The organism is Alphaproteobacteria bacterium, assembly GCA_019635875.1.
Taxonomy (GTDB): Bacteria; Pseudomonadota; Alphaproteobacteria; order Reyranellales; family Reyranellaceae; genus JAFAZJ01.
The window spans coordinates 327,302-343,173 of record JAHBYP010000004.1; the positions used below are offsets into that span (position 1 = coordinate 327,302).

The following is a 15,872-nucleotide window of genomic DNA, read 5'->3' on the forward strand; positions in this document are numbered from 1 at the left end:
CTAGCGTCGCCCCCTCGACGAACGGAGGAACGAATATGGACGCGACGTGGATGGCGGCGGGCGATCTCGCGGCGGCGGTGCGCGCCCGCAAGGTCTCGGCGGTCGAGCTGCTCGAGCATTTCCGCCGGCGCGTCGATCAGCACAACCCGAAGGTCAATGCCGTCGTCGTCTTCGACTGGGAGCGCGCGAAGGAGCGGGCAGTCGAAGCCGACAAAGCGCTGGCCAAGGGCAAGCCGCTCGGGCCGCTGCATGGCGTGCCCATGACGGTGAAGGAGTGCTTCGACGTCGAGGGCCTGCCGACCACCGCCGGTGCCGTTGCCCTGAAGGCCAACGCCGCGCTGCGCCATGCCGATGCGGTGAACAAGCTGGTCGATGCCGGCGCGGTGATCTTCGGCAAGACCAACACGCCGCTCTACGCCGGTGACTTACAGACCTACAACGAGGTCTACGGCACGACCAACAATCCCTGGGACCTGACGCGCGGCCCGGGTGGCTCCTCGGGCGGCTCGGCGGCGGCGCTGGCGACGGGCATGACACCGCTCGAGCTGGGCAGCGATATCGGCGGCTCGATCCGCAACCCGGCGCATTTCTGCGGCGTGTACGGCCACAAGCCGAGCTTCGGCGTGGTGCCGTTGCGCGGGCATGTGCCGGGACCGCCGAACTCGCTCTACCTGCCCGACATCGCCGTTGCCGGGCCGCTGGCGCGCAGCGCCGACGACCTCGACCTCGCGCTTTCGGTGCTGGCCGGGCCGGGCGAATGGGACGCCACCGCTTGGCGCATCGACCTGCCGGCGCCGCGGCGTACCGCGCTCGCCGACTACCGGATCGCGATCTGCCCGGACGATGCGTTCTGTGCGGTCGAAACGGAAATCGCCGACGCCATCAGTCGCGCCGCTGACGCGGTCGCCAAGTCCGGCGCCACCGTGCGGCCGTCCAGGCCGGCGCTCGATTTCGGCGACAGCTTCCGCCGCTTCTACCGCATGCTCGCCGCCGCCCTGGCGCCGGGCTACGACGAGGGCCTGCTGGAACAGCTGGCGATCGGTGCCAAGGCGGTGACCGACCCGCGGGCGATGAGCACGCTGTTCATGCGCGGCTCGACCATGCGCCACGTCGACTACGTGCGCGAAGCGGCGGCCCGCCAGGAAGAGCGCGCGCGCTGGGCGGACTTCTTCACCGGCTACGACGTCTTCCTGTGCCCGATCGTCATGACAGCGGCCTTTGCGCACGACCATTCGCCGGACCTGCAGGCGAGGCGTCTGACGGTCAACGGTGTGCAACGCGGTTACCTGGAAGCGATCGGATGGGCCGGGCTGATCGGCAATGTACGACTGCCTGCGACCGTGGTGCCGGTGGGACGCAGCAGGGCCGGCCTGCCGATCGGCATGCAGGTGGTCGGGCCCTATCTGGAGGACCGTACCTGCATCGATCTGGCACGGCGATTGACGGATGTCATCGGTGGCTTCACGCGGCCATCGGGCTACGCCTGAACGTTGACGAAAAAGCCCACTGAGCGCAGCGAAGCCGATTTCCGTCCCTGCGATCGATTGGCTATCCTCGACTCCGACAAGAACGAGCGTCGAGGAAGTGCCCATGTCGTTTACGCCCGTCGATTGGCGCGGAAGCATCGTCAACCCCTTCGCCGGGCGCGACGTCACCTGGCTGCTCGACTTCCGCGCCGAGACACGCGGCGATCATCCGTACCTGGTGTGGGAGCCGTTCGAGGGCCCGCGCCAGGTCTGGACGTACCGGCAGTTCCGCGATCGCGTGCAGCGCGTCGCCTCCGGCCTGCACAGGCGCGGAGTGAAGGCCGGCGATTTCGTGCTGGCTCATCTCGACAATTCGCCCGAGCTGGAGTTCGTCTGGTTCGCGTGTGCCCGGCTGGGCGCAGTGGTCGTGACCACCAACACGCGCTCGGCCGGCGAGGAGCTGGCGTACTTCGCCGATCACTGCGGCGCTGTCGGCGCCATCACCCAGCCGGAGCTGGCGGAAACGGTCGCAGCGAACGCCCGCAACATCAAATGGCTGGTCGTCACCGAGCATATGGTCGAGGGCGGCGAGCCGCCGGCCGGGCTGCGGCCGCAGAAGGCCAACGCCTTCTCCTCGCTCGACGGCGATCCCGCCGACCTGCCGAAGCTCGAGGCCGATCCCTGGCGGCCGGGCTCGGTGCAATACACGTCAGGCACCACGTCGCGGCCCAAGGGCGTCCTGTGGACGCAGGGCAACGCGCTGTGGGGCGCGCGGACATCGGCGATCCACCAGAACCTCAACGAGGCCGACGTGCATCACGTCGTGATGCCGTCGTTCCATACCAATGCGCGCGCCTACTCGATCCTGCCGGCGATGTGGGCCGGCGGCACCGTCGTGCTGCAGCCGAAATTCTCGGCGCGGCGCTTCTGGGACGTGGCGCTGCGCAACCGCTGCACCTGGCATTCGACCCTGCCGTTCTTCCTCAAGGCGCTGATGCAGCACGACATCCCGCCGCATCACTTCCGCATGATGGGCAACGCCATCAACGAGCCGCCGTTCGACGAGGTGTTCAAGGTACGCACCATCGGCTGGTGGGGCATGACCGAGACGGTGAGCCAGGGCATCATCGGCGACGCACTGCTGCGCAATCGACCGATGACCACGGGCCGGCCGGCCGCGGGCTACGGCATCCGCATCCTCGACGAGGATCTGGCGACGCCGATCGCGCCCGGCGGCATCGGCCACCTGCAATGCCAGGGCACGCGCGGCATCCAGATCTTCGCCGAGTATCTCGACAACGCACAGGCCACGGCCGACAGCTTCACCGAGGACGGCTGGTTCATGACCGGCGATCGCGTGAAGCTGGAGGAGGACGGCTACATCACCTTCAGCGACCGCGACAAGGACATGCTCAAGGTCGGCGGCGAGAACGTCGCCGCCTCGGAGATCGAACGCGTCATCGCCCTGGTGCCCGGCGTGCAGGAATGCGCCGTGGTGGCGCAGAAGCACCGCATGCTCGACGAGGTGCCTGTCGCGTTCGTCATTCCGGCGCCGGGAATCGCCATCGAGGGCAACAACGAGCTGCCCGACCGCATCCTGGGCGAATGCGCCGCCAAGCTCGCCGACTTCAAGCGGCCGCGCGCGGTGTTCCTGGTCGAGGACATGCCGCGCTCGACGCTGGAGAAGGTGCACAAGGTGGCGCTGCGCGCTCGCCTGTCGGTCGCCGGCTGATCATGTCTTATCGGCCGGCCGCAGCCCGGCCGCTTCGTTGGCGTAGCGGGCATAGCGGAAGTCGCGGATCTCCAGCAGGCGGCCATCCGCGAAACGCAGCACCGAGAAGTGCACTGGCGTCGCCGTGGGGTCGTTCGGATCGATGATGATTGCCGCCGGCCGGCCTTCGACCTCGCCGGCGACCATGCGCCAGTCGTCGCCGCGCGACGCGTTGGCGAAATAGCGACCGACTTCCTCGCGGCCCTTCATCCGGGTGCGGTTGAAGACCTCGACCCGGACCTCGTCGGCGAGCATGGCGCGGATGGTGTCAAAGTCACGGGCGTTGAAGCGATCGACATAGGCCGCCAGCAGCGAGCGATCGGATTCGGCCAGGGCCGGCAGAGGCTCATCGTCCGGCTCGGCCGCCAGTTCGCGAAGACGCGCTCGACCGCGATGCAGCGCCGCTTTCACGGCGGGGACCGTAGCGTCGACCACGGCCCCGATCTCGTCGAGGGAATGGCCCAGCACGTCCATCAGGATGACACAGCTGCGTTGTGCCACCGGCAGCCGCATGAAGGTGCGCAAGGCCGCGGCCGATGCCTGGCGGGCGGCGATTTCGTCGGCCGGATCGACGACCATCTCAAGGTCCTCATCGGCGCGCAGCGCGTCTTGCCGCGCGCGGCGGCGCAGGTGGTCGAGCGCCGCGTTGTGGGCGACGCGGAACAGCCAGCCCTCGGGATTGGCGATCGGACCGGCCCGCGGGAAGGCCTCGATGGCCTTGAGCATCGCCTCCTGCAGCACGTCCTCGCCCTCGATCACCGAGCCGGTCATGCGGGCGCAATAGCGGTGCAGCTTTGGCCGCATTTCGACGAGAAGGCGCTCCAGGCTCTCACTCACGCGGCCACCGCCTCGCGCTTGCGGGCGAGATCGGCCGGCGTCCAGAACTCGCCGCGCTGCCAGGCAGGCATGGCGCGCAGGCGCGCCAGATAGGCGGCGATAGCCGGGAAGGGTGCGAAGTCGAAGCCGCCGAGAGCGGCGGCGTCGAGCACGGGGCCGAAGCCGCAGTCGACCAGGGTGAGATCGTTGCCCATCAGCCAGGGCGATGCGGCAAGGCGCGTCTCCAGCAGCCTGAGCGGCTTCTCCAGATCCGTCTCGCCGCGCGCCGCAGCCGCCTCGTCGCTCGGGCCGCCGACCAGGGGCATGAAGAAGCGATGGAACCACACGGCGCTGGCGGGCTCGCGCAGGTAGTGCGCCTCGACGAACAGCCAGCGCAGCGCCTCGGCGCGCGCCTCGTAGCCCTTTGGCCACAGGCCGTAGCGCTCGCCGAGATAGGCGACGATGGCGTTCGACTCCGGCAGCACGAAGCCGCCATCGACCAGCACCGGCGCCTTGCCGACGGGATTCAGCGCCAGGAATGCCGGCGTCCGCTGCTCGCCGCCGGCGAGATCCATCCGGTGCACCTTGTGCGGCAACTCCAGGGCGTTGAGCGCCAGGCGCGCCTTCTGCGGGTGCAGACTGGGGTACCAGTACAGTGTTCTTTCGATCGTCATGGCGGGGCTCCTCGTGGCTGCCTGATTCCAAGACGTGCGGCATCAGGCAAAGGATTCGGCCGAGCGACGATTTTCACACCGGCATGGCCCGCTTCTGATGAGCGCGGCCGACCTTGGCGGTCTCGGGGTCGTGGCCGGCGACGACCCGCACGCCCTCGTCGATGCGACCGGCGATGTTGTCGGGCGCGCAGCCCTCGAGAAAGGCGATGCCGCGGGCGCGACAGGCCTTCAGGACGCGATCGCGCGCGGCTTTCATCTCCGGCGGGAAGGGCTGGCGCGGCACGGTGCGGTAGCCCAGCGACAGGCCGAGGTCGCCCGGCCCGAGCTCGGCAAAGCCCAGGCCCGGCACGTCGAGGATCGCCTCGCAATTGGCGATTCCTTCCGGGCTCTCCAGCTTGACGCCGAGCAGCAACTCGCCCTCGGGATTGAGCGGCCAGGGATCGCAGCGGCTGAGGTAGTCGAGCTCGCTGATACCCCAGATCGGCGCCGCCGTCGGCTCCGAGCCGCGGCCGCGCGTGCCGATGCCGAGCTTGCCGCCCGTCGGCTGCGGTCGCACGGCACCGCCCAGGCGGTCGACCGGCGAGGGCAGGGCGGCGTCGACCCCGGCCAAGTTCGGGGGATAGCGGCAGGACTCGACGAAGGCGCGGGTGGCGTCGGGGGTCTCGGCCTGGCACAGCAGGATGCCGTGCACGCCGCGGCCGAGGATCTGGCGGAACTGCCAGGCGTTGAAACGCACATTGGCCTCGTCGGTGCCGTTGACCGGCGCCTCGACAATCACCGCCGGCGTGCGATGGCCCGAGCGGGTCGGGCCGGCCTCGACCATGCCGCGCATGTACTCGGCCAGCCCGGTCATGTCGAAGGCGCCGTGCTCCATGCCGACATTGATGTAGTCGGCCCAGGTCTCGGCATCGGCGCGGCCCTGCGCGTAGGTCAGCACGTGGCCGGTATGCGGGCCGTCGTAGTAGATCGCCTGATCCTGTCCCAGCAGCTCAACGGCGCGATTGATACGGCTGGCCATGGGCCCTCCCGGCGTTTGTCTCCCGGCGGCGAGCATAGCGTCCTATGATCCGACATGCCGCACGAGATCGTCTCGACCATCCGACCGCTCAAGTCGTCGCCTTGCGCCGGCGTGCGGCACCCGCGCGTGGCGATCTTCGCTCCCGCGCGCTTCGCCGCCGATCGGCCGTTCCTTGTCGTGCTGTTCTTCCACGGCTTCGAGAGCCTGTGCGCCAGGGGCCATCCTCGGCCCTTCGAGGAGTCGCTGCGACGGCACGCGCTGGCGCGCCAGCTCGCGGCTTCGGATCGCAATGCCATCATCGTCGCGCCGCGTCTTGCGCTGTCACCGCGCGAGCACCGGCGCGGTGCGCCTTTTCAGACCCGGCGCAGCATCGATGCGGTACTGCGAGAGTCGGCACAGATCACGCGCCGAATGCTGGGCACGTCGACGCGATTTGCGACGGCGTTCGCGGGCGCCCCGCTGCTGCTGACGGGCTTCAGCGCCGGCCACCATGCGCTCTCGGCGTGCAGCGCCCATCCCGACCTCATGGCGCGAACCAGGGCGGTCGCCTTCTTCGATGCGCTGTACGACGACGACCGCTACGCGCGCGATCCACGGTCGATGCTCGAGCACGCGGCGCTGATCTGCGTCAATCGCCGGGGCTACGATCGTGACAACGGACCGAAGGAGGCGCGCTACCGCAGGCGCCTGGCGGCCGCCGGCGTGCGCCTCACGCGCCTTGCCGCGATCGGCTCGCTCGGTCGTGGGATGGCGGTCATCGAGCGCATCGCCGTGGCGGACCACTGCACGATGCTCGCCGCCAGCGACGGCCTCGCGCGCGTGATGGCGAAGACGCCCCAAGGCTTCCGCCTGTTGAAACCCCGAGCCGCAGTGGGTTGAAGGACCCGCCCCGCGGCGATACCGTCCCACCAAAACCAGTACTGGCCGCCCAGGGCGGAAGGACCACCCGCATGCACATGAACTTCACCGACGCCGACCGCGCCTTCCAGGGCGAGGTGCGCGACTGGCTCAAGGTCAACCTGACGCCGGAGATCGTCGGCGAGAGCAAGGTGGCGCGAAACGCGCACATGCCCAAGGAGCGGCTGCTCGACTGGCAGAAGCGCCTGGCCGCCAAGGGTTGGCTGTGCACCAACTGGCCCAGGGAGTTCGGCGGCCCGGGCTGGACGCCGACGCAGAAGTACATCTTCGAGATGGAGATGGCGAACGCCGGCGCGCCGGGCACCTCGCCCTTCGGGCCCAAGATGTGCGCGCCCGTGATCATGAAGTTCGGCACCGACGAGCAGAAGCGGCGCTACCTGCCGCCGATGCTCAACAGCGACCTGATCTGGTGCCAGGGCTATTCCGAGCCAGGCTCGGGCTCCGACCTCGCCTCGCTGCGCACGCGCGCGGTGCGCGACGGCGATCACTACGTCATCAACGGCTCGAAGACCTGGACCACCGGCGCGCATATCGCCGACTGGATGTTCTGCCTGGTGCGCACCTCGACCGAGGGCAAGCCGCAGGACGGCATCTCCTTCGTCGTCTTCCCGATGAGCACGCCGGGCGTGAAGGTCGAGCCGATCGTCACCGCCGACGGCAATCGCGAGGGCAACCACGAGGTCAACCAGGTCTTCCTCGACGACGTGCGCATCCCGGTCGACCAGCGCATCGGCGAGGAGAACAAGGGCTGGACCTGCGCCAAGTACCTGCTGGAGTTCGAGCGCGGCGGCAATCCCTACAGCCCGCGCCTGCGCTCCTCGTTCGAGCGCCTGAAGCGCATGGTGGGCGAGGCGGCCAACGGCGAGTCGAAACTGGGCGGCGATCCGGCCTGGCGCGAGAAGCTGGCGCGCACCGAGATCGAGATCTCCGGCCTGGAGATGTTCGAGATGGAGTTCTACTCCAAGCTCAGCGGCGGCCAGAATCCGGGCCCGCTGTCCTCGATGATCAAGCTGCGCGGCACCGAGGTCATGCAGCAGGTCCAGGAATACGCCGTCGATGTCGCGGCGCACTACGCGGCGCCATTCCCCAACCAGCGCAAGCCGAACTCCAACGAGGAGCCGATCGGCCCGGAGGGTTCCGACGTGCTGGCGCCGCGCTACTTCAACGGCCGCAAGATGACGATCTACGGCGGCTCGTCGGAAGTGCAGCGCGGCATCATGGCCAAGGCGATGCTGGGTCTCTAGCGCGCGAGGGAGGAGGGCATGCATCTGCAGTTCACGGCCGAGGAACTCGCCTTCCAGACCGAGATCCGCACCTGGATCGCACAGAACATGCCGAAGGAGGTGGCGGAGGAATCGCGGCGCAGCCGCAGCAGCCACGTCTCGCGCGAGCGGCTGATCCAGTGGCAGAAGATCCTCGCCGCCAAGGGCTGGCTGACGCCGAACTGGCCCAAGGAGCACGGCGGACCGGGCTGGAACTCGACGCAGAAGTTCATCTTCGAGATGGAGATGGCGCGCGCGGACTCGCCGTACCTGTCGTCGTTCAGCCTGAAGATGGTGGCGCCCGTGCTGATGAAGTACGGCAGCGACTGGCAGAAGGAGCGCTTCCTGCCGGCGATCGCGCGCGCCGAGGAACTGTGGTGCCAGGGCTACTCGGAGCCCGGCTCGGGCTCCGACCTCGCCTCGCTGCGCACGCGCGCGGTGCGCGACGGCGACGACTACGTCGTCAACGGCCAGAAGATCTGGACGACCAACGCGCATTGGGCGGACTGGATCTTCTGTCTGGTGCGCACCTCGACCGAGGGCAAGCAGCAGGAGGGCATCAGCTTCCTGCTGATCGACATGAAGTCGCCGGGCATCAAGGTCGAGCCGATCTACCTGACCGACGGCACGCGTACGCCGATGCGGCACGAGGTCAACCAGGTGTTCTTCGACAACGTCCGCGTGCCGGTGAAGAACCGCGTCGGCGAGGAGAACAAGGGCTGGACCTACGCCAAGTACCTGCTGGAGTTCGAGCGCGGCGGTCAGGCGCATGGCCCGCGCCTGCGCAAGTCGCTGCGCCATCTTGATGACCTGGCCGAGCTCTGGGTCAAGGACGGCAAGCCGCTGTCTTCGGATCCGGCGTGGCGCGAGAAGATGGCGGCGCTGCGCATCGAGATCGACGCCGTGGAGATGAACGAGCTGGCCTTCTACAGCTCGCTGAAGTCGGGCGACTCGCCGGGCCTGCAGGCTTCCGTGGTCAAGATGCGCGGCACCGAGGTCGGCCAGAAGATCACCGAGATGGCGGTCGAGGCGGTAGGCAGCTATGCCCAGCCCTTCACCGAGCTGCGCAACTACGACTCCAACGTGGTGCCGGTCGGGCCGGGCTACAGCGACGACGCCGCGCCGCGCTACTTCAACCAGCGCAAGACGACGATCTTCGGCGGCTCCTCCGAGGTGCAGCGCAACGTGCTGTCGAAGGCGTTGATCGGCCTGTAGCGACCCGACGGAGCCCGATCCTTATCCACATCGGGTTCCTGTTGGCGCGGTCCGGTCAACCCCGGTAGCCTTGCACCAACGGAGGCGCGGATGTTTTGGCCGATCCGCAGGGCAGCGACACTAGCCATGGTCGCGCTGGTCATGGGCTGCACGCAGCCGCCGGCGCGACAGGGCGCTAGCCGCTCGCCGACCCATATGCCGAGCCAGCCAGCGATCGTCCAGCTCGCCAGTGCGGCGGCCGCGTCGGACCATGAACGCGAGCGCCATCGCCGGCAGGACATCGATGTTCCGCCGCGGGCCGCCGCCGGGGCAGGCCACGCGTCGCTGCCCGTGCCGCCCGTCTCGAGCGTGCGCCACGCCCCGTCACGCTTGCTGCGTCACTCGGCCGACCTGCTGAGCATCACCCAGGTCAGCCTCAATGCTGGGCCCGCCGGCCGCGACCTGGCGGCGGATGCGCTCGATTGGCTCGAACGCCGGCTATATCGCAGCGCGGCGCAGCATCGCGCCGACGCATCCGAACCACGCAGGTTGATCGATCCCGCCGAGTCGCTGGCGGCGTTTCTCGGCGCCAGCCGTCCGACAACGGGCGCCTCGCCGCCGACGATGGGCGAGCTGGGCTCGGACTGAGCCTTCAGAAGTAGTGCGGCACGAAGCGGCTGTGGTTGTTGAGGATCGGCCCACTGTCCTCGCGCACGCCGATGCCGGCGGGCTGGCCGTCGACGATCCACGAGCCGATCACCACGTGGTTGCCGTCGAATACCGGCAGCGGCTGGTAGGTCTGGAAGATGTAGCCCTCGGCGCCATAGGTGCCATCGGTGGTCTGGCCCAGCCCGGGCCCGACGAGCTGCACGTTGCGGCCCTCGCGGCCGAGGATCGGCTTGCGCACATAGCGCTCGCCCAGGCGTTGGTCGGCCTCGAAATAGGCCGGCAGCAGATTGGGATGGCCGGGGAACATCTCCCACAAGAGCGACAGGATCGCCTTGCTCGACAGGATCGCCTTCCACGCTGGCTCGAGGAAGGCGGTGGTGTCCGACAGGATGAAGCGGCCGAACTCCTCGCGCATCATCCATTCCCACGGGTAGAGCTTGTGCAGCACCTGCACCGGCACCTCGTCGAGATCGGTGAAGCGCGAGCCGTTCCAGCCGATCTCCTCGACGTTCAGCGTCTTGGTCTGCAACCCGGCCTGCGAGCAGGTGTCGCGCATGTACTCCGACGTGACCCAGTCCTCCGGTTCCTCCTCCATGCGGGCGAAATGCACGATGGCGTCGGGCGGCAGGATTCCGGCGACCTTGCGCCAGGCGTCGATCAGCTTCTCGTGCGCGCTGTTGAACTGGTCGGCGCCGGGCAGCACGTCCTTCATCCAGAACCACTGGGCCACCGCCATCTCGAGCAGCGAGGTCGGCGTGTCGGCGTTGTACTCCAGCAGCTTGGGCGGCGACTTGCCGTCATAGGCGAGATCGAAGCGGCCGACGATGGTCGGATCCTGGCGGAACCATACCGATTCGATGTAGGAGCCGAACTGCTCGGGAATCGCCAGCGGCTTCCACAGCCTGTTCTTCACCACGTACTCGACGGCCTTCAGGCATATCCTGTGCAGCTCGGCGGTGGCGTCGTCGAGCTCGTCGACTTCCTTCTCGGTGAAGCGATAGCGCGCCTGCTCGAACCAGTACGGCTTGCCGTCGAGATGGTGGAACTCCAGCCCGACCGACTCGACCTTCTTCTCCCAGTCGATGCGCGCCGGCGACCATTCACGCTGCACGGCAATCTCCGGTCACGAGGAACCCGAGCCGTGCGATCTCACGCTGGTCCCGAAGCCGCCGCGCGAGCTGGTGCCGCCACTGGTGGTCGTCGTCACGCTGGTCGGGCGCGACGTCGTCCTCACGCTGGTCGGCCGTGACGACGGCGTCGTCGTCGTGTCGCGGCCCCGGCCTCCGAACCAGTAGACCGGGTGCGAGTTGTACCAGCGCGAGCCGGTGCTGGTCGTCCCCGTCGTGCAGTTCGTGGGCACGAACATCGTGCCGTCTGGCCGACACGTCGGATTTCCCGCCGCCTGGCATTCGGCGACCGTCGCGAAGCGGTTGGCGCTGCAGCGCAGCCCACCGGCAATATTCTCCGGACTGCTGGCGCTCGACCCCATGAACGGAATGGTCGCTGCGCCGACGCCGGCGGCGCCCAGCATGGTGAGACCGATCACTGTCGAAGCGCGTGCCATGAGCGAGCCCTCCGACTCTAGTAGGTGAGGCAAGCCGCGTTGAGGATGCCGAAGCCGAGGGACAGGCAGCAGGCGGTCGCGCCCACCGAAACCATGCCGCTCTCGATCAGCCGCACCATGTCCTTGATGATCACCCGGGACAGGAAGTGCACGCCGATCTGCAGGAGCATGGCGATCAGTGCCCACATCGCGACGTCGGGAATGCTCACGCTGTGGGCGATGGTGCTCGCCAGCGGCAGGCAGAAGCCGAGCAGGGCGCCGCCAAGGCTGAGGCCTGCCGCCAGATTGCCATTGCGGATGAGGTCGAGCTCCGAGTAGGGCGTCACCCAGATGTAGATCGTCAGGAACAAGCCCAGGAGAACCACGGCGAGGCTGAAGTAACCGATGAAATGCGGCAGAGCCTTCAGCAAATAGGCAAATTCTTCCATGTGCATCCCTGAGCGTTCACTTAGTCAGTTTCTCATCATTAGCCTGCCATCGTCAATCCACCTGACACGCTGATGGTCTGGCCGGTGATGAAGGCGGCGTCGTCGCTGGCGAGGAAACAGACGGCGCCCGGGATGTCCTCGGGCTGGCCCACGCGCTTCATCGGGATTGCATTGACGAGCGCGGCGCGCACTTTCTGGCCGCGCTCGGATTCGCCCGCGACCTGGGCCAGCAGGGGCGTGTCGGTCGGGCCGGGGCAGACGGTGTTCAACGTCACGCCGCGGCGTGCGGTCTCGCGCGCCACGGTCTTGGTGAAGGCGATGATGCCTCCCTTGCAGGCGGAGTAGACCGCCTCCTGCGAGGAGCCGACCCGGCCGGCATCGGAGGCAATGTTGACCACGCGCCCCCAGGCGCGTTCGAGCATGCCAGGAAGGGTGGCGTGGTGCAGGTTGAGCGGCCCCTTGAGGTTGATGGCGATCAGCGTTTCCCAGAGGTCCGGCGTGGTGTCGACGAAATTGGCGAAGCGATCCCAGCCGGCGTTGTTGACCAGGATGTCGGCCGCGCCGACCTCGCGGGCGAACAGGTCGACCGCGTCCTTGACCGCTGCATAGCTGGTGATGTCCACACCGACCGGCTCGGCCACGCCGCCCCCGCTGCGGCGGATCCCGTCCGCCACCCTGGTTGCCGCCTCCAGGTTCTTGTCGAAGACGCCGACGCGCGCGCCATAGGCAGCGAAGCGTCGGCAGATGGCGCCGCCGATCGCGCCGCCGCCACCGGTGACGATGACGTTCCTGTCCTTCAGGCCACGCATGGCGCGCTCCTCAGATCGGCGAGTAGGGATCGAAGCGCGGCTTGCGCTTCTCCAGGTGCGAGGCCAGGCCCTCCTTCACCTCGGGCCCCATGAAGCCCAGCATCTCCAGCGCCGTCGAGGCGTCGAAGGACGGCCCCATCATGCGCAGCCAGTTGTTGAGCGCATACTTGGTGAAGCGGATCGAGGTCTGGGCGCCTTCGGCCAGCTTGGTGGCGACCTCCAGGCCCTTGGCCTCGAGCTGGTCGTCCTCGACGCACATCGACACCAGGCCGATGCGCTCGGCCTCCTCGCCGTCGACCGCCTCGCAGAGCAGCAGGTAGTACTTGGCCTTGGCCATGCCGCAGAGCAGCGGCCAGACGATGACCGCGTGATCGCCGGCGGCGACGCCCAGCCGCGTATGCCCGTCGATGATCTTGGCCTTCTTCGAGACGATCGAGACATCGGCCAGGATTCCGGCGACCAGGCCGGCACCCACGGCCGGCCCGCGCATGGTGCTCACGATCGGCTTGGAGCAGTTGATGACGTTGTAGACGATGTCGCGCGCCTCCTTCCAGGTGCGCAGGAGCGCGTTGAAGTCCTTCATGTTGTTCTCGATCAGGTCGAAATCGCCGCCGGCCGAGAACACCTTGCCGCCGGCGCCCTGGATGATCACGCAGTTCACCGTGTCGTCGCCGTCGATGTCGCGCCAGACGTTGACCAGCTCGGTATGCATGATGGCGTCGGTGGCGTTGTACTTCTCCGGCCGGTTCATGGTGACGCGCAACACCTTGGGGTGCGGCCGATCGAAAAGTAGACGCTGGTACCGCTGCTGCCACGCCGACATGTCGCTTCCTCCCCTGATGGCGGAGAAGCCTAGCGCGTGGCGGCGAGCCGTGGCTAGCCGGGCGGGTTCGCACCGCGCGCTGCGGGCGAATATTCCGCCGATCGGCTTGAGCTACATCAGGGCGCGGCGAACCGAGGCGAGCACGGCGATGGTGTTCATCTGCGCGATGATCGCCGGTCCGGGGCACGTGGTCTTCGGATCGTTGGGCGGCCGCTTCATCAGGAGGCCATGCTTCTTGCCGACGATCTCGACGAAGCTGTGGCCGGTAATGCCGCGCTGGTGCCTGTCGCCCGGATCCTTGTTGCTGGTGCCGACCGGCACCAGCCGCACGGCGGGGTGCTCCTTCTGGATCCACGCCATGAGCTCGGCGCCCGCGTGGAGCTGCTGCAAGGTCAAGGGGTCGTTCTGCGAGGCGAACTCGATGTGAACCGCTTGCGTGTTGAATGCACCGGTGCTCATCGCGCCATCCTTGGTGTCGACGTGCTGGATGATCTGACCGGTGGATTCGACGGTGAAGTGCGCAGATACCCCGAACTGGGAACTGGGATTCGCCTTGCGCGCGGCACGCGTCTCGGCGGTCCAGTAGTTGACGTTGCTTTGCGCCTGATTGGTGTTCGACTGAGGCGCCCAGGTCTGGTGCATGACAATGCGCACCACCTCGCCGTTGCCGTTGGGACGGGTCGATCCCGGCTCAGTCATCAGAATCGTGCCGTTGCGCGCTGGATACATGGCCATTGATCACCTCCCGCGACGGGTGACGACAATGGACGAGCAGGTTACACCACGGCGCTTCGCCGTGGTGTCGCTCCCGTGAATTTGATGGCTGTCAGGCCACCATCAGTCAGCGCGGCAGGTTCGCGCCGCGGGCCGCAGAGGCGAACTTCACCGCTTCCTCCGCCGCGCGTACCAGGGCACGTGCCTTGTGCAGGCTTTCCTGGAATTCCGATTCGGGATCGGAGTCGGCGACCACACCGACGCCGGCCTGGACATACATCGTGCCGTCCTTGACCAGCGCGGTGCGCAATAGGATGCAGGTATCCATCGTGCCGTTGGCGGCGAAGTAGCCGGCGGCACCGGCGTAGATGCCGCGGCGCACCGGCTCGAGCTCGTCGATGATCTCCATTGCGCGCACCTTCGGCGCGCCCGACAGCGTGCCCGCCGGGAAGCCGGCTGCCAGCGCGTCGATCGCGTCGAGCCCCTCGCGCAAGGTGCCCTCGACATGGCTGCTGATGTGCTGGACGTGACTGTACTTCTCGATGGTGAACTGCTCGACCACCCGCACCGAACCCAGCTTGGCGACGCGGCCGACGTCGTTGCGCGCCAGGTCGACCAGCATCAGGTGCTCGGCGCGTTCCTTCGGATCGGCGAGCAGCTCCTCGGCCAGGCGCTTGTCTTCCTCCGGCGTGGCGCCGCGCGGCTTGGTGCCGGCGAGCGGACGGATGGTGACGATGTTGTCGCGCAGGCGAACGAGGATCTCGGGCGAGGAGCCGACGATGGCGAAGTCGCCGAAGTCGAAGTGGATCAGGAATGGCGAGGGATTGATCCGCCGCAGCGAACGATACAGCGCCAGCGGCGGCAGCTCGAAGGGCAGGGAGAAGCGCTGCGACGGCACGATCTGGAAGGCATCGCCGGCGTGCACGTACTCCTTGCAGCGCTCGACCATGTCGAGGAAGGCCTGCTTCGTCATGTTGGCCTGCGGCGCCGGCAGCTCCTCGAGCTCGCGCCCGGTGTCGCGGCGCGGCAGGGTGCGCTCGAAATCCGCCATGGCGTCGGCCAGGCGCTCGCGCGCCAGGTCGTAGGCGCTTTCGGGATCGACGTCGGGACGCGGCCAGACCGGCGTGATCACCGTCACCATGTCCTCGAGCCGGTCGAAGATGCAGATGATGGTCGGCCGCAGCATGATCGCTTCCGGCAGATGGGTTGGATCCGGATTCCTGTCCGGCAGCCGCTCCATCTGACGCACCATGTCATAGCCGAGGAAGCCGAACAGGCCGGCGGCCATCGGCGGCAGGTTGGGCGGCATGTCGATCTGCGATTCGTTCACCAGCGAGCGCAGGGTCTCCAGCGGCTTGCCGGGCAGGAGCTCGAAGGCATGCGGCGCGGTGCGCGCCTTGCGATTGACCTCGGCCTGGCCGCGGATGCAGCGCCAGATCAGATCGGGCTTGAAGCCGATGATCGAGTAGCGCCCGCGTACCGAGCCGCCCTCGACCGATTCCAGCAGGAACGAGAAGGGCCGGCCATCGGCCAGCTTGATGAAGGCGGAAACCGGCGTCTCCAGGTCGGCGACGAGTCGGGTCCACACCAGCGACGGTTTTCCGGCGCGATAGGTGGCGGCGAAGGATTCGTAGGCAGGCTCGACGGTCATGGCAGGCTCTCGGGCAGGCGTGTCAGCGGATCGGTGAAAGCGGAGGCCTCAGCCCCGCCATCGCCCATCTCGCACCTGCTGCCAGAGACTGCCGT

At 67.9% G+C, this 15,872-nt stretch carries 16 protein-coding genes; 6 read left to right on the plus strand and 10 right to left on the minus strand.

What is annotated here, in order from left to right; all coding sequences use genetic code 11:
- Positions 1-35 precede the first annotated feature (35 nt).
- The gene (locus KF889_16360) at positions 36-1,487 is read left to right on the plus strand and encodes an amidase (GenBank protein ID MBX3501014.1); all 1,452 of its coding nucleotides are present in this window, start codon (positions 36-38) and stop codon (positions 1,485-1,487) included.
- 103 nt (positions 1,488-1,590) lie between these two features.
- Entirely contained in the window at positions 1,591-3,198 is a 1,608-nt protein-coding gene (locus tag KF889_16365; protein ID MBX3501015.1) for an AMP-binding protein, read from the plus strand.
- On the opposite strand, the gene KF889_16370 is transcribed toward KF889_16365, so the two are convergent.
- The 3 genes from KF889_16370 to KF889_16380 form a co-directional block, all read right to left on the minus strand.
- Positions 3,199-4,041 (minus strand): sigma-70 family RNA polymerase sigma factor, encoded by an 843-nt coding sequence (locus KF889_16370; GenBank protein MBX3501016.1) that lies wholly within the window; start codon positions 4,039-4,041, stop codon positions 3,199-3,201.
- 29 nt (positions 4,042-4,070) lie between these two features.
- Complete coding sequence (locus KF889_16375; protein ID MBX3501017.1) at positions 4,071-4,727, minus strand: glutathione S-transferase family protein; 657 nt, start codon at positions 4,725-4,727, stop codon at positions 4,071-4,073.
- Positions 4,728-4,800: 73 nt separating this feature from the next.
- Positions 4,801-5,745: a hypothetical protein gene (locus KF889_16380; protein ID MBX3501018.1), complete on the minus strand. Its 945-nt coding sequence runs from the start codon at positions 5,743-5,745 to the stop codon at positions 4,801-4,803.
- A 54-nt stretch (positions 5,746-5,799) separates the two neighbouring features.
- Here KF889_16380 and KF889_16385 point away from each other — a divergent pair, with 54 nt between their 5' ends.
- From KF889_16385 to KF889_16400, 4 genes are all read left to right on the plus strand, one after another.
- Positions 5,800-6,624, plus strand: a complete 825-nt coding sequence (locus KF889_16385) for a hypothetical protein (protein ID MBX3501019.1) — start codon at positions 5,800-5,802, stop codon at positions 6,622-6,624.
- A gap of 71 nt (positions 6,625-6,695) precedes the next feature.
- Complete coding sequence (locus tag KF889_16390; GenBank protein MBX3501020.1) at positions 6,696-7,907, plus strand: acyl-CoA dehydrogenase family protein; 1,212 nt, start codon at positions 6,696-6,698, stop codon at positions 7,905-7,907.
- 18 nt (positions 7,908-7,925) lie between these two features.
- Positions 7,926-9,140: an acyl-CoA dehydrogenase family protein gene (locus KF889_16395; GenBank protein ID MBX3501021.1), complete on the plus strand. Its 1,215-nt coding sequence runs from the start codon at positions 7,926-7,928 to the stop codon at positions 9,138-9,140.
- A gap of 126 nt (positions 9,141-9,266) precedes the next feature.
- Positions 9,267-9,767, plus strand: coding sequence for a hypothetical protein (locus tag KF889_16400; protein ID MBX3501022.1), 501 nt, complete (start codon positions 9,267-9,269; stop codon positions 9,765-9,767).
- A 4-nt stretch (positions 9,768-9,771) separates the two neighbouring features.
- On the opposite strand, the gene KF889_16405 is transcribed toward KF889_16400, so the two are convergent.
- The 7 genes from KF889_16405 to KF889_16435 all read right to left on the minus strand — a co-directional run bounded on the left by KF889_16405 (position 9,772) and on the right by KF889_16435 (position 15,777).
- Positions 9,772-10,899 (minus strand): glutathionylspermidine synthase family protein, encoded by a 1,128-nt coding sequence (locus KF889_16405; GenBank protein MBX3501023.1) that lies wholly within the window; start codon positions 10,897-10,899, stop codon positions 9,772-9,774.
- Between the two features lie 12 nt (positions 10,900-10,911).
- Complete coding sequence (locus KF889_16410; GenBank protein MBX3501024.1) at positions 10,912-11,352, minus strand: hypothetical protein; 441 nt, start codon at positions 11,350-11,352, stop codon at positions 10,912-10,914.
- Positions 11,353-11,369: 17 nt separating this feature from the next.
- Entirely contained in the window at positions 11,370-11,780 is a 411-nt protein-coding gene (locus tag KF889_16415; protein MBX3501025.1) for a DUF350 domain-containing protein, read from the minus strand.
- 38 nt (positions 11,781-11,818) lie between these two features.
- Positions 11,819-12,589 carry an SDR family oxidoreductase gene (locus KF889_16420; protein MBX3501026.1) on the minus strand — a complete coding sequence of 257 codons (771 nt, stop codon included), beginning with the start codon at positions 12,587-12,589 and terminating at the stop codon, positions 11,819-11,821.
- Between the two features lie 10 nt (positions 12,590-12,599).
- Positions 12,600-13,412 (minus strand): enoyl-CoA hydratase/isomerase family protein, encoded by an 813-nt coding sequence (locus KF889_16425; protein MBX3501027.1) that lies wholly within the window; start codon positions 13,410-13,412, stop codon positions 12,600-12,602.
- A gap of 111 nt (positions 13,413-13,523) precedes the next feature.
- On the minus strand, positions 13,524-14,147 hold the full coding sequence (locus KF889_16430) for an N-acetylmuramoyl-L-alanine amidase (protein ID MBX3501028.1): 624 nt from the start codon (positions 14,145-14,147) through the stop codon (positions 13,524-13,526).
- Between the two features lie 106 nt (positions 14,148-14,253).
- On the minus strand, positions 14,254-15,777 hold the full coding sequence (locus tag KF889_16435; protein ID MBX3501029.1) for an anthranilate synthase component I: 1,524 nt from the start codon (positions 15,775-15,777) through the stop codon (positions 14,254-14,256).
- Between the last annotated feature and the right edge of the window lie 95 nt (positions 15,778-15,872).